The organism is Aeromicrobium tamlense (assembly GCF_013408555.1).
Lineage (GTDB): Bacteria > Actinomycetota > Actinomycetes > Propionibacteriales > Nocardioidaceae > Aeromicrobium > Aeromicrobium tamlense.
Genome location: NZ_JACBZN010000001.1, coordinates 3321871 through 3335185, shown reverse-complemented (window position 1 = coordinate 3335185; position 13315 = coordinate 3321871). Strand labels below are relative to the sequence as shown.

Sequence of the window (13315 nt, the reverse complement as noted above, 5' to 3'; positions counted from 1 at the left end):
GCGACGACGATGAGGAGGATGCGGTGACCGACGCCCCCGACGCGACCCGGCGACCCGGATCGCGAGCGTCGAACCGTCGTTCCTTCCGCCAGCGCCACCCGATGGTCGTCTGGTCGGTCGTGCTCATCGTGCTGCTGCCGCTGGTCGGCGGCGCCGCCTACGCCTTCAACCTCAAGCGCAAGCTCGACGACGTCGAGACCGTGAAGCTGAACCCCCAGAGCGAGCCCGACCCCGACGAGGGCCGCGCGCTCAACATCCTGCTGCTCGGCTCGGACAAGGGCGAGCCGCAGGAGGGGCAGTCGAAGAACACCACGATCTCCGAGGACGCCGCGTCGGGCGACTGGCCCAACGGCAAGTACCGCAGCGACACGCTCATGGTCGTGCACATCCCGGCCGACCGGAAGAAGGTCTACCTCGTCTCGCTGCCGCGCGACTCGTTCGTGCCGATCTACGACGAGAACGGCAAGACGACCCACTCGGAGAAGATCAACGCCGCGTTCAGCGCCGGCGGCCCGCTCGGCGCGATCAACACGGTGGAGAACCTCACCGGCCTGAAGATGGACCACCTGGCGATCATCGACTGGGAGGGCTTCAAGGACCTCTCGTCGGCCGTCGGCGGCGTCGAGGTGACCATCCCCCAGTCGTTCTACGACCCCAAGCAGAAGGTGCAGTGGGACGCCGGCACGCAGACGCTCGAGGGCAAGAAGGCCCTCGCATACGTGCGCACCCGCTACGGCCTCGTCGGCGGCGACTTCGACCGCATCAAGCGCCAGCAGAACTTCATGCGCTCGCTGATGGGCAAGATGCTCAGCTCGGGCGTCACCACCAGCCCGACGCGACTCACCCGGACCGTCACCGCGCTCACCGAGAACCTCACGGTGGACGAGGGCTGGTCGGGCACCGCGATGGCCAAGCTGGCGGTGTCGCTGCGCGGCGTCCGCACCGACGACGTCACCTTCATGACGGCTCCGGTGCAGGGCACCGACACCGATCCCACCTACGGCAGCATCGTCGTCCTCCAGCAGGACAAGATGAGCGAGCTGTTCACCGCACTGAGCCGCGACCGGATGGCCCAGTACCTCGAGAAGTACCCCGACGACGTCCTGCCGGACCCCGAGGACGTCAACTGAGCTAGCGGGCTCGGCGGTTCCACTCGATCGCCGGGCAGGTGTCCATCACCATCGGCACGCCCGCCGCGATCGTGCGCTCGAACGCCGCCTCGTCGACGACGCCCAGCTGGAACCACACGGCCTTGGCGCCGACCTCGACGGCCTGGTCGGCGAACGGCCCGGCGTCCTCGGAGCGGCGGAACACGTCGACCACGTCGATCGGGAACGGCACGTCGGCGAGCGTGGCGTAGCCCTGCTCCCCCAGCACCGTGGGCGCGTCGGGATGGATCGGCACGATGCGCTTGCCCCGCCGCTGCAGCAGCTGCGCGATCGAGTACGCGGTGCGCGAGGTGTTGGTCGACAAGCCCACCACGGCCCACGTCTCGAGGTCGTCGAGCATGAGCGAGACGGCGTCCGGATCCTGCCACGAGGTCATGCCCCGACCGTAGCCGCCGACGCCGACGCGCGCCGGTCGGCCGCCCCGCGTCCGGCCGGTCCGTATCCTGATCGCGTGACGACCGTCCTGACGTACGGAACCTTCGACCTCTTCCACATCGGCCACCTGCGGCTGCTGGAGCGCCTCTCCTCGATGGGCGACCGGCTCGTCGTGGGGGTCTCCACCGACGACTTCAACGCCGGCAAGGGCAAGAGCACCGTGGTGCCCTACGCCGACCGGGCCGCGATCGTCGGTGCGATCAAGGGCGTCGACCAGGTGCTGCCCGAGGAGTCGTGGGAGCAGAAGCGCAGCGACATCGTCGAGCACGGCGTCGACCTGTTCGTGATGGGCGACGACTGGACGGGCAAGTTCGACGACCTGTCCGACCTGTGCCGTGTCGAGTACCTGCCCCGCACGAAGGGCATCTCGACGACGGGCCTCAAGGAGATGCTGCGGGTGCTCGATCCCGGGCACATCGAGGAGATGCAGGACGCGCTCGGCGTCCTCTCGCGCCTGCTCGACCACTACCGCGACCTGACCTGAGCGGCGCCACCTGCCCTGAGGGTCAGTCGTTGCGGCCGGGCAGCATGAGCTCGAACGTCGTGAGCTCGTCCTCGGTCAGCTTGAGGTAGCCGCCCATCGTGGTGGCGAGGTCGGCCGCGATCGTCAGGCCGAGGCCGCCGGTGTCTCCGTCCTTGCGGCTGGTGCCGCGGCTGAAGATCTCGTTCCCGAACGTGCGGCGACCGCTGTCGCCGACGACGATCTCGACGTACGCGCCCGCGTCGCGGGCCGACACCGTGATGGGGCCGACGCCGTGGCTCGCGGCGTTCTCGATGAGCACGTCGAGGATCTGCACGACCGGGCCAGGGACGACCCGCGCCGGCACGGGGCCGCGGTCGTCGTGGTTGACGTCGTGACCGAGGGCCTCCACCTGCGGCTGCCAGCGCTCGACCACGTCGGCCACCAGCTCGTTGAGGTCGACGTCCACCGCGTCGCCCAGGCGCAGGCCGCGGGCCAGGCCCAGCAGCTCGTCGATCGCGCTGCTGAGGCGGTCGAGCTCGGGCAGGTAGCGGTTGAGCTCCTCGGCCACCTCGGGCGGCGTCTGCGGCCACAGAGCGAGGTCCTCGAGCTCCAGGCGCAGCGCCGTGATCGGGGTGCGCAGCTGGTGCGAGGCGTTCGAGGCGAACTCGCGCTCACGCCGGACGAGCTCGCCGAGCCGCTTCGAGCTGCTGCGCAGGGCGTCGCCGATCGCCTCGGCCTCCGGGATCGAGTAGTGCGGCGGGTCGACGTCGAAGCGTCCGGTGCCGAGCCGGTCGGCGGCCTCGGCCAGCTCGCCGAAGGGGCGCGAGAGCCGGCGCGCCAGCACGTAGCCGAATCCCGCGGCGACGACGGTCAGGCTCAGGCCGATGAGGATGAGCGGGACGAGGGCCTCGGAGATCCGTCGGTCGATGAGGTCGCGCGACCGCGAGAGCGTCAGCGTGCCGCCGTCGGCCAGGGCGCGCTCCTCGACGATGTCGTCGGCTGGGTCGGGCGTCGGGCCCGCCACGACCGTGGGGCCGTCGTCCGGCTCGTAGGTCAGCGTCTCGGCCTCGCTGAGGAAGCCGCCGAGGAACGCCTCGTCGACGGGCGACTCGTTCTTGCGTCGCTCGTCGACCACCACGGCCAGCTGGTCCGCGGCCCGCTCGATCTTGCGCTCCTCGTAGGTGGTCACGAGGTCGGCGAGCATGTACGCGCGCGGAATGCCGTAGAGCGCGAGCATCGCCGCGGTCATGCCCACCAGCGCCACGATCAGCCGCTCACGCACCGGGCTGGTCCTCCAGCCGGAATCCGACGCCGCGCACGTTGGCGATCTGCACCGGCGCGCCGGCCTCCTCGAGCTTCTGCCGCAGGCGGCCCACCGTCGCGTCGACCATCTTCGTCGAGCCGAACCAGTTCTCGTCCCACACCTCGTTCGTGAGGCGCTCGCGGGTGACGACGGCGCCGCGCACCTCGTCGAGCAGGACGAGGACGTCGAACTCCTTGGACGTCATCGAGACCTCGGCGTCGCCCACCCACGTGCGTCGCGCGGCGGTGTCGACCCGCAGCCCCGAGCTGGCGGGGGCGGCGGGCGCCGCAGCCTCGGCCGCGACCGGAGCGGCACTGCGGCGCAGCAGCGCCCGCGCGCGAGCCAGCAGCTCGGCCAGCGCGAACGGCTTCGCGAGGTAGTCGTCGGCGCCCACGTCGAGACCCACGACGCGGTCGAGTTCGCCGTCGCGGGCGGTCAGGATGATGATGCCGCCGTGGTACCCGCCCTCGCGGGCACGACGGCAGACCTCGAGCCCGTCGATGTCCGGCAGGCCGAGGTCGAGCAGCACGAGCTCGACGTCCCCGACGGCGATGCGGTCGACGGCCGCGAGGCCCTCCGCGACGCGCTCGACGTCGTAGCCCTCACGCTCCAGCGTGCGGACGAGGGGCGGGGCGATCTTGTCGTCGTCCTCGACGACCAGCACACGGGTGGCCACGCTCACCGAGCATACGGCCGTCGCGCCCGACGAGCATGCTCCCGTCTCACCCGACCGTCCTGCACCAGCAGCACCACGACCGCCGCGCTCAGCGCCAGCAGCGCGACGCGGGTCGGGGTCAGGCCCGACGCACCGCCTCCCGGCAGCCCGGCCGTGACGGCCAGCAGGGTGCCACCGGACGTGGCGGCCACGAGGGCGCCGGCCGCGAGGTGGGACTCGAAGCAGTTGTGCAGCCACATCTTCACGGCGGCCGCCACCCCGAGCACACCCATGACGATCTCGCCCAGCAGGTAGGCCGCCGAGGGCGCGTCGACCACCCGGACGAGGTAGAGCAGCGCGATGGCCAGGCACGCGACCGCGGCCCAGCGGGAGGCGGTGGTGCGGAGTCGTCGCATCTCAGAAGTCCTTGTCGGCGGTGCCGGTCTCGGTGACGTTGGTGGTGGAGCATCGGTTGCCCGAGAGGTCGGTGGCCGCGCTGCTCGGCGTCCAGACCATGGCCGCCGCGGTGGTGCTGGTCTTGAGGTCGCCGGCCTTGCCGCTGGCGAACGTGCCCAGCTTGAGCGTGACGACCGTGCGCTCGAGCCCGTTCACCGTGACCGTGCCGGCCGTCATCGTCGCGTTGATGCTGACGGTGCGCAGGAACCGGACGTAGTCGCCCTTGAGGTTCACCGAGCCCAGGCCGAGCACCGTGCTGCCGTTCATGACGTCGAGCGTGTCGCCCTTGCTGCCGCGCAGCAGGGCCGGCACGTTGCCGTCGCGCAGGCGGACCTGGACGTTCGTGCTCGTCCCGTTCCAGCCGGCCATGATCGACGCCGGGTTGACCTGCGCGGTGTAGGTGAACGTGACGGTGTCGTTGGCGCCCGGCTGACCCGCGATGCTGCCCGATCCGTTGGTGGTCTGGACGTCGGCGCCGGCGAGCGGGCTGTTGTCGACCGGGACCGTCTCCAGGGCCGAGATCGTGGTGCGGCCCGAGCCGTCCAGCAGGACCGCGCGCAGGTCGTAGACCGCGCTGGCGACCTTCGTGGTGTCCCACGTGCAGGAGTACGGCGAGGTCGTGTCGGTGCAGACGTCGGTCCAGGTCGAGCCGCCGGTGGGGACGTACTGGATCCGCACCGAGGTCACGCCGGCCGTGGAGCTGGCGACCGCCGACAGCGTGGCCGTACGGCTCAGCAGGACGCCCGGGTCGTTGAGCGAGACCGAGGAGACGGTGTTGTCGACGACGCGGTTCGCGACGGCGGCGGACGTGGTGGCGTTGCCGGCCTCGTCGGTGGCGATCGCACGGAAGGAGTAGGTGCCGTTGGCGAGGTCGTTCGTGGCGGCGCGGCAGGACCACGGCTCGGCCTCGACCGTGCAGAGCGACTTCCACGTGGACGTGCCCGACGCGGCGTACTGGATCTCCACCGTGGCCACGCCGGAGTGAGCGTCCGCGGCCGTGGCGGCGAAGGTGCGCGTGCCGCTGAGCGGCGAGCCGGGGTCGGTCATCGTCACGGTGGGGGCGACGTTGTCGACGGTGACGTCCGTGACGATCTCGGAGGTCGTCGTGGTGGTGCCGGCGGTGAGCACGGCACGGAACTCGTAGTCGCCGGACGTGACGGCCGCGGAGCTCCACGAGCACGTGTAGGGGGCGGCCAGGTTCGAGCACGCGGTGGACCACGTGGACGCTCCGGCGAGGCGGTACTGGATGCGGACGGTGTGGCTCAGGCTGCCCGTGTTGAACGCGGCGGCCGAGAGCTGGACCGTGCCGCGCACGGTGTCGCCCGGGTCGTTCATGACGACGAGGAGCTTGTTGGCCACGGCCGTGCGGACCGCGTCCGAGGTCGTCTCGTAGCCGGCGAGGTCGGTGGCACGCGCACGCAGGTCGTAGCGGCCGTCCGCGAGCGCGGCGGTGTTCCACGCGCAGGAGTACGGGGCCGTCGTGTCGGTGCACATCGCGGTCCAGGTACCCGATCCGACCACGCTGTACTCGAGAGTGACGTCCTTGACGCCCAGACCGGAGTCCGAGGCCTCGGCGGCGACGGTGACCGTGCCCTGCACCGCGGTGCCGGGGGACGTGACCGTGACCGTGGGCGGCGTCCAGTCGGGCGAGGCCGTGACGGTGGCGGTGCTGTCGGTGGTGGAGGTGAAGGCGGCCGAGGAGAAGCCGGGAGCGACGAGCGCAGCGACGGACAGGAGGGCCAGAACTGCCAGCAGACCGAGGGAACGGCGCGCGGGGGACGTGCGCATCGACTCTCCTGACTGGGTGTTCTGGTCCATGTCCTCAACGCTACGGAGCGTCGCTCCACGGCTGATCCACACGAGTTCCCCAGAAGCTCCACACTTCTGGGGCGCCTGACCGGGGACGGTCAGACGGCGACGCGGCGGCCGGGGACGACCGGCAGCGTCGGTGCCAGCACCGGGACGGGAGTGGGGAGGGTCCCGGTCGGTGCGGCAACGGGGGCGTCCGCGGCCTCGGGGGCCTCCTCGCGGCGCGGACGCAGGGCGCGGCCCAGCTCGACCAGGGCGAGGAGCGCGATGGCGGCGGCCGGCAGGCCGATCACCATCATGCGGGTCTCGCGGTCGGCCAGGGCCATGAAGACGTAGCCGACGTGCGGCACGGTGTGCTCGACGACGGGCTGGGTGCCCTCGACCAGGCTGAACTGCCACGGGTCGGGGTCGGGGTTGGCGTCGCCCTGCGTCGTGAAGAGGCGGGCGCCGTTCTCGGCCGGCTCGATCCCGGTGATGCGGTGCGTCACGAGCGTGCCGACGCCGCTGTCGGCCGGCGGGAGGTAGGTGATGACGTCGCCGACGGCGAGGTCGGCCACGGGCACGGGGCGCTCGAAGGCGATCGAGCCCTTCTCGAACGTGCCGGACATCGAGCCGCCGGTGATCACGTAGCGCTCGAAGCCGAAGAGGCTGGGCGCGATGTACGCGATGCTGGCGAGGGTGACCGCGACCAGGACCAGCGTGGAGACTCCACGCCCGAGCAGCCGGGCGGCGCGGGTGAGGTGCTTCATCGGAACTCCTGGGGACGGTCGGTGGGGGGATCGAGGGGGTGCTGCGTGCTCCGGTCCGGGGTGGCAGGGCGCCCGAGAGACGCCCTGCCGTCAACCCAGTTCCCCGGAGCGGGGTCTCACTGGTTGGTGGTGGTCCCGTCCAGCTGGACGGCATCCCACGTGTACGTGGCGGTCGCGGACTTGCCCTGCTGCGTGTTGGGCGCGGCCTGGTCGAGCGTGACCGTGAAGGTGTAGTCGTTCGCCTCGCCCGGGGCCCACGTGCCGAGCGCGTTCTTGGTGCCGTCGGCCAGGCCGCCGAAGGTGCCGGTGTAGACCGTGGTGTTCTTCGTCGTGTTCTTGATGACGAGCTTGAGGTTCTCGCCGTCGAAGCCGTTGGTCGAGGAGACCTCGGTCAGGGAGAAGGCGGCGGCGAGCGAGCCGGTGTTCGTGAGCTTGAGCGAGCCGTTGAGCGTGTCGCCCGGCTTCAGGTTGTCCAGCGAGAAGACGGCCTTGCCGGCCTTGGAGTTGCTCTGCGTCAGGGTGCCCGACGTGGCGGCGCTGATCGTGTTGCCCGAGGTCGAGCTGAAGGTGGCACCCGAGCCCACGGCGATGGCGCCGGCGGCGAGCAGGGTGGCGAGCGGGACGAGGATCTTCTTGGTGCGCATGTTCTTCTCCTGGCTGTTCGAGCCGCTCTCTGCGGCCCGTCTGGGTTGACAAGAAGAACGCTACGGAGGCCAGATCCACGGAATCTCCACACGAGATCCCCACTCGATCCTCGGTTCGGCACCGGTTCCTCCCCGTGCCGGAACCGCTCGGAACGGACCTCCTCGGCGACCCCCGGACGCACGACGAGGGCCCCGGGAGACCACCCCCGGGGCCCTCGTGCGGTCTGGCTCAGATGGCGACGGCCACCTCGGCGACCGAGCCCTTGGCGGCGACGACCTGCGAGTCGACGACCTCGGCGCGCGGCGCGAGCGTGCGCAGCGTCCAGTTGCCCGGCGCGGCGAAGAACCGGAACTGGCCCGTGGCCGAGGTGGGCACCTCGGCGGTGAACTCACCGTTGCGGTCGAGCAGGCGCACGTAGGCGTTGCCCACGGGCTGCTCGCCCCGCAGCACGACACCCTGGATCACGGCCTGGTTCGCGACGTCGACGCCCTCGAGGCTGGGCCCGCCCTTGATCGCTCCGCACATCTCAGGCCTCCCCGGGCTCGTCGCCGACGGCGACCGGCACGCCGCGCAGCGAGCCGTACTCGCTCCACGAGCCGTCGTAGTTCTTGACGTTGGAGTAGCCCAGGATCTCGCTGAGCACGAACCACGTGTGCGAGCTGCGCTCGCCGATGCGGCAGTAGGCGATGGTGTCCTTGCCCTGGTCGAGGCCGGCGTCTGCGTACAGCGACTGCAGCTCCTCGTCCTTGCGGAAGGTGCCGTCGTCGTTCGCGGCCTTGCTCCACGGCACGTTGCCGGCGGTGGGGATGTGGCCACCGATCTGCGCGGCCTCCTGCGGCAGGTGCGCGGGGGCGAGCAGGCGGCCGGCGAACTCGTCGGGGCTGCGCACGTCGATGAGGTTCTTCGTGCCGATGGCCTCGACGACCTCGTCGCGGTAGGCGCGGATGTCCTCGTTCGGCTCCTGCGCGGTGTAGGTCGTGGCGGCGCGCGAGGGGACCTCGTCGGTCAGCTCGCGGCTGTCGAGCTCCCACTTCTTGCGGCCGCCGTCGAGCAGGCGCAGGTTCTGGTGGCCGTAGTACTTGAGGTACCAGTAGGCGTACGCGGCGAACCAGTTGTTGTTGCCGCCGTAGAAGACGACCGTGTCGTCGTTGGACACGCCCTTCTCGCTCAGCAGCTGCTCCAGGCGCTCCTTGCTGACGAAGTCGTGACGGACGCCGTCCTGCAGGTCCTTCTTCCAGTCCAGCTTGATCGCGCCGGGGATGTGGCCCTTGTCGTAGGCCTCGACATCCTCGTCGACCTCGATCAGGACGATGCCGTCGTCGTTCAGGTGGTCCTCGACCCAGTCGGCGGTGACGAGTGCGGTCTCGCGGCTCATGGTGCTTCCTTTTCCTCTGCGAAGTGGTGGAGTCGTGCGGTGGTCTGGGGCCTCAGGCCGTCTGGCCGGCGAGGCGTCGGGTGGTCAGGTAGAGCTCGCAGCCCAGGCACAAGCCCGTGGTGGCGTTGAGCAGGGCGGCGACGAAGGCCAGGCCCACGGCGACGAGGCCGACCGTGGTGAGTCCGGCCACGAGGGCCAGCAGGCCGATCGCGGTGAACACCAGGCCGACGGTCTGGGCGAAGCGCGGCGGGCGCGCGTCCTCGGTGCGCTGCGGCGCGCCGATGCGGGGTCGCACGACGGTGCGGAACAGCCACGCCCACGGCGAGGCCGACAGCGAGACGAACGCTCCCAGCGCGAAGATCGCCACCTGGACGCCGAGCAGCACCTCGCGCACGGGCGAGGGCGCCACGAGCACCAGCGCCAGGACCAGGCTGGTCACGGCGGCGGTGAAGCGCAGCGCGCGAGGATCGACGACGGGGGTGTCGTGGGACATGACGGGGTGCTCCGAACAGGAGTGAGGGCTGACAGTGCGGGTGAGGGAGTCAGCGCAGACGACACAGCGCCGAGCGCGTGCGGCAGTTGTCCACCGCGCGTCGTCGGGTCAGGTGTGTCGTGAACATGCCTCCAGCGTAGGGGCACGACCCTGTCGCCCTGCGTCCGCATCCCGTCATGTGAGACGAACGTCCACGATGAGAGACGGTCAGGCGGAGATCGCCCGGCCGAGCGCCACGAGCACCTGGTCGCGCGTGGGCGCCCCGGAGGCCCGCTCGACGATCCGGCCACCCGCGTCGAGCACCAGCACGGTGGGCGTGCGCAGCACCCCGACCCGGCGGACGAGGTCGAGCTCGGCCTCCGCGTCGATCTCCACGGCGGTCACGCCCGGCACCAGACCCGTGACCTGCCCCAGGACCTGGCGCGTCGCCCGGCACGGGGCGCAGAAGGCACTGGAGAACTGGACCAGCGTGGCGCGCTCGCCGAGCGGGGCGCCGAGGTCGTCCGGGCCGAGCCGCTCGGCGTCGTCCCGTGTCGTGGTCGTGGCGAACCGGCCGTTCTTCCAGCGCATGACGGCCGCGCCGACGCCTGCGACCACGACGGCCAGCAGCAGCACCTGCACTCCGGTCATCGGCTCTCCTCCTGGATCGGTCCACCATGTGTCAACGATGTGACGTGGTTCGCATTCCCGCGGCACCTCTCGTCACGGGCACATCACATGAAGTATGGTCGACAGGGCAATGAGGCTTCGATGAACGCGGTTCGTTCGTCGGGGCCTCGACGTGTATAGGAGGCCATCCGACCGTGTCCCACCTGCTGCTGCTGACGAAGAGCACCCAGTCGTCCGTCGAGGTGCTGCCGTCACTGGCGCTGCTCCCCCACCACGTGAAGATCCTCCCCGCCGAGGCCAGCGCGCTCATCGACGCGCCCCAGTGCGACGCCGTCCTGGTCGACGGGCGCCATGACCTCGCCCAGGTCCGCAGCCTCACCCGCGTCCTGCGCACTACGGGCATCGAGTGCCCGCTCATCCTCATCCTCACCGAGGGCGGCCTCACCGTCGCCGCCGCCGACTGGGGCATGGACGACGTCATCCTCACCACCGCCGGCCCCGCCGAGCTCGAGGCCCGCCTGCGCCTGAGCATGGGCCGCGTCGCCGCCGACGGCGACAAGTCCGAGGACGACAGCCACATCATCAGCGCCAGCGGCCTCGTGGTCGACGACGTCACCTACACGGCCAAGCTCGACAGCCGCGTCCTCGACCTCACCTTCAAGGAGTTCGAGCTCCTGAAGTTCCTCGCCCAGCACCCCGGCCGCGTGTTCACCCGCCAGCAGCTGCTGCAGGAGGTGTGGGGCTACGACTACTTCGGCGGCACCCGCACCGTCGACGTCCACGTGCGTCGTCTCCGCGCCAAGCTCGGCCCCGAGAACGAGACCCTCATCGGCACCGTCCGCAACGTCGGCTACCGCTTCGTCTCGCGCCGCGAGCCCGGCGAGGCCGCCGCGGACCGCGCCGCCGAGCGCCAGGAGTCGGCCCGCCGCCAGGTCGCCGGCCGCGCCTGACCTCCTCGTAGCGTTCGCCTCCGGCGGCTCCGCCTGACCTTCGCCTCCGGCGAACGAGATCTGTAGCGCTGTCCACCCTTTTCGGCGTCAACCACCGGAAAAAGGGTGGATACCGCTACACATCTGGCTCGCGCGGAGCGCGAGCGGGCGTCAGCCGAGGGTGGGGATGAGGCCCTCGAGGTAGTCCACGGTGTCCTGCCAGCCCCCGACCGCGTGGCAGTCGACGCCGAGCGCGAGCACCGGGTAGTCGTTGCCCTCGGGGTCGAGGCGGTCGCCCACGAAGAGCATGGCGTCCAGGCCGATGCCGGTGGCGTCGGCCAGCTGCCGCATCCCGTAGGCCTTGTCGATGCCACGGTGGGTGATGTCCACCGAGGTCGAGCCGCCCGAGCGCACCTCGAGGTCGGGCAGCACGGCCGCCACGGCGTCGCGCAGGGCGCCCTTCTTGCGACCGTCGGGGTCCCACGCCATCTTCGCGTCGATGGGCGCCTTCTGGCCCAGCGCGGAGAACGTGATCTGCGAGCCGCGGTCCTCCAGGATGTCGCCCCACGTCTGCGACTCCCACAGGCCGAGCCGCCTCGCCTCCTGCTCGACGGCGGCGAGGGCGCGGTCGCGCTCGTCCTCGGTCAGCCGGTGGGCGTAGACGGTGACGATCTCCTCGCCGCGCAGCCGGTAGTACTGCGTGCCGCACGTGGGCAGCAGGTGGATCCGCTCGAGGACCTCGGCGGGCGCCGGCGGCAGCTGCTCGACGACCTGCTTGCGGAACTGCTCCAGCTGGCCGCCGGAGATGATCGCCACCTCGACCCGCTCGGCGAGCCGGATCAGCAGCTCGCCGATGGGCGCGGGGATCGCGCACTTCGACGGGGCGAGCGTGTCGTCGAGATCGAACGCGACGAGTCGGGGTCCGGACACGCGAGGGAGTCTACTGTTGAGTACATGCGCCGTCTGCACAACATGACCCAGGCGTACGACTGGGGCTCCACGAGCGACATTCCGCGTTTCCTGGGGCGGACGGTGTCCGGCGAGCCGGTCGCCGAGATGTGGCTCGGCACCCATCCGCTGGCCCCCTCGCAGGTCGAGACGGCCGAGGGTCTGCGACCGCTGTCCGACATCGCCGGCGAGGTCCCGTTCATGCTGAAGATCCTCGCGGCCGAGCAGCCGCTGTCGATCCAGGTGCACCCCGGGCAGGCCGAGGCGCGTGAGGGGTTCGCGCGCGAGGAGGCCGCGGGCGTCCCGCTCGACTCCCCGCAGCGCGTGTTCAAGGACCCGAACCACAAGCCCGAGATGGTCTACGCGCTCAGCACGTTCGACACCCTCGTCGGCTTCCGGCCCACCGCCGAGATCCTGCGCGTGTTCGCCCAGCTGGACACTCCCACGATCAACGCCGCCTCGGCGACCCTGCGCGCCAAGACGGGCTTCAAGGGGATCGTTCGCGTCCTGGAGAACCTGCTGATCGCTCCCCCGCCGCCGGCGGAGATCGCCCAGGTCGTCATCCAGTGCAAGGCGCTCGTCCACGACGGCGTCGACATCAAGCGGGCCTACAGCACCGCCGCGATGATCGCCCGCCACCACCCCGACGACGTCGGCATCGTGGTGTCGCTGCTGCTCAACCGCTTCACGCTGCAGCCGGGCGAGGCGATGTTCCTGGGCACCGGCGTCATCCACGCGCACCTGTCGGGCCTGTGCCTGGAGGCCATGGCGAACTCCGACAACGTCATGCGCGCGGGCCTCACCCGCAAGGCGCTCGACCCAGAGGGCCTGATCCGCTGCCTCGAGGCCGGCATGGCCCGCGTCGCGCGCGTCGAGCCGGGCTACCCGTCGTTCTCGACCGAGGTCTACCACCCCGAGGTCGAGGAGTTCGCGCTCGCGGTCACGCAGGTGTCGCCGGCCGACCCCGACGGCGTCTCGATCATCGCGGCGAGCCACTCGATCGTCATGTGCATCGGCGGCGCGGTGCAGCTGCTCAACGCGCAGGGCGAGAAGATGGCGCTCAGCCGCGGCGAGACGGTCTACACCGACGCGGAGGACGGCGACCTGACCCTCGTGGGCACCGGCGAGGTCGCGCAGATCTACCTGCCCGGGCCGGGCACGCCCGACTCCGAGCTCAAGGACCTGGTGGGCCACCGGCCCGTGCGCGCGATCCCCTGACCGCCCGTACCGAGATGTGCTCCATCTTCGACCTTTCACGCCGTTCCAAACGTCGAAGA

General features: G+C 70.9%; 16 protein-coding genes. 4 read left to right on the top strand and 12 right to left on the bottom strand.

Annotated elements, in window-relative coordinates; genetic code table 11:
* The first annotated feature begins 23 nt into the window (after positions 1 to 23).
* Positions 24 to 1130, top strand: a complete 1107-nt coding sequence (locus BJ975_RS16340; RefSeq protein WP_179427835.1) for an LCP family protein — start codon at positions 24 to 26, stop codon at positions 1128 to 1130.
* A 1-nt stretch (position 1131) separates the two neighbouring features.
* On the opposite strand, the gene BJ975_RS16335 is transcribed toward BJ975_RS16340, so the two are convergent.
* Positions 1132 to 1545: a CoA-binding protein gene (locus BJ975_RS16335; RefSeq protein ID WP_179427833.1), complete on the bottom strand. Its 414-nt coding sequence runs from the start codon at positions 1543 to 1545 to the stop codon at positions 1132 to 1134.
* Between the two features lie 75 nt (positions 1546 to 1620).
* On the opposite strand from BJ975_RS16335, the gene BJ975_RS16330 reads away from it, so the two are divergent.
* Positions 1621 to 2088 carry an adenylyltransferase/cytidyltransferase family protein gene (locus BJ975_RS16330; protein WP_179427830.1) on the top strand — a complete coding sequence of 156 codons (468 nt, stop codon included), beginning with the start codon at positions 1621 to 1623 and terminating at the stop codon, positions 2086 to 2088.
* 22 nt (positions 2089 to 2110) lie between these two features.
* Here BJ975_RS16330 and BJ975_RS16325 read toward each other — a convergent pair whose 3' ends face one another.
* The 10 genes from BJ975_RS16325 to BJ975_RS16280 all read right to left on the bottom strand — a co-directional run bounded on the left by BJ975_RS16325 (position 2111) and on the right by BJ975_RS16280 (position 10182).
* Positions 2111 to 3349, bottom strand: a complete 1239-nt coding sequence (locus BJ975_RS16325) for an ATP-binding protein (protein WP_179427828.1) — start codon at positions 3347 to 3349, stop codon at positions 2111 to 2113.
* On the bottom strand, positions 3342 to 4046 hold the full coding sequence (locus BJ975_RS16320) for a response regulator transcription factor (protein WP_179427826.1): 705 nt from the start codon (positions 4044 to 4046) through the stop codon (positions 3342 to 3344). The genes BJ975_RS16325 and BJ975_RS16320 overlap by 8 nt, the downstream gene beginning before the upstream one ends.
* A gap of 2 nt (positions 4047 to 4048) precedes the next feature.
* Positions 4049 to 4441, bottom strand: coding sequence for a hypothetical protein (locus BJ975_RS16315; RefSeq protein ID WP_179427824.1), 393 nt, complete (start codon positions 4439 to 4441; stop codon positions 4049 to 4051).
* Between the two features lies 1 nt (position 4442).
* Positions 4443 to 6299, bottom strand: coding sequence for an Ig-like domain-containing protein (locus BJ975_RS16310; RefSeq protein WP_218845986.1), 1857 nt, complete (start codon positions 6297 to 6299; stop codon positions 4443 to 4445).
* Positions 6300 to 6388: 89 nt separating this feature from the next.
* A complete protein-coding gene (locus tag BJ975_RS16305) occupies positions 6389 to 7039 on the bottom strand; it encodes a signal peptidase I (RefSeq protein WP_179427822.1) in 651 nt (216 codons plus the stop codon).
* A 116-nt stretch (positions 7040 to 7155) separates the two neighbouring features.
* Complete coding sequence (locus BJ975_RS16300) at positions 7156 to 7683, bottom strand: TasA family protein (RefSeq protein WP_179427820.1); 528 nt, start codon at positions 7681 to 7683, stop codon at positions 7156 to 7158.
* Between the two features lie 229 nt (positions 7684 to 7912).
* Positions 7913 to 8209 (bottom strand): DUF1416 domain-containing protein, encoded by a 297-nt coding sequence (locus tag BJ975_RS16295; protein WP_179427818.1) that lies wholly within the window; start codon positions 8207 to 8209, stop codon positions 7913 to 7915.
* A gap of 1 nt (position 8210) precedes the next feature.
* Complete coding sequence (locus tag BJ975_RS16290; RefSeq protein ID WP_179427816.1) at positions 8211 to 9059, bottom strand: sulfurtransferase; 849 nt, start codon at positions 9057 to 9059, stop codon at positions 8211 to 8213.
* A gap of 52 nt (positions 9060 to 9111) precedes the next feature.
* Complete coding sequence (locus BJ975_RS16285; RefSeq protein ID WP_179427814.1) at positions 9112 to 9552, bottom strand: DUF4395 domain-containing protein; 441 nt, start codon at positions 9550 to 9552, stop codon at positions 9112 to 9114.
* Between the two features lie 207 nt (positions 9553 to 9759).
* Positions 9760 to 10182 (bottom strand): thioredoxin family protein, encoded by a 423-nt coding sequence (locus BJ975_RS16280; RefSeq protein WP_179427812.1) that lies wholly within the window; start codon positions 10180 to 10182, stop codon positions 9760 to 9762.
* A gap of 173 nt (positions 10183 to 10355) precedes the next feature.
* Here BJ975_RS16280 and BJ975_RS16275 point away from each other — a divergent pair, with 173 nt between their 5' ends.
* Positions 10356 to 11111: a winged helix-turn-helix transcriptional regulator gene (locus BJ975_RS16275; protein WP_179427810.1), complete on the top strand. Its 756-nt coding sequence runs from the start codon at positions 10356 to 10358 to the stop codon at positions 11109 to 11111.
* A 150-nt stretch (positions 11112 to 11261) separates the two neighbouring features.
* On the opposite strand, the gene BJ975_RS16270 is transcribed toward BJ975_RS16275, so the two are convergent.
* Positions 11262 to 12020: an HAD-IIB family hydrolase gene (locus BJ975_RS16270; RefSeq protein WP_317628239.1), complete on the bottom strand. Its 759-nt coding sequence runs from the start codon at positions 12018 to 12020 to the stop codon at positions 11262 to 11264.
* Positions 12021 to 12044: 24 nt separating this feature from the next.
* Between BJ975_RS16270 and manA the strand changes: the two genes are divergently transcribed.
* The gene (gene manA / locus BJ975_RS16265; protein ID WP_179427806.1) at positions 12045 to 13256 is read left to right on the top strand and encodes a mannose-6-phosphate isomerase, class I; all 1212 of its coding nucleotides are present in this window, start codon (positions 12045 to 12047) and stop codon (positions 13254 to 13256) included.
* Positions 13257 to 13315 lie beyond the last annotated feature (59 nt).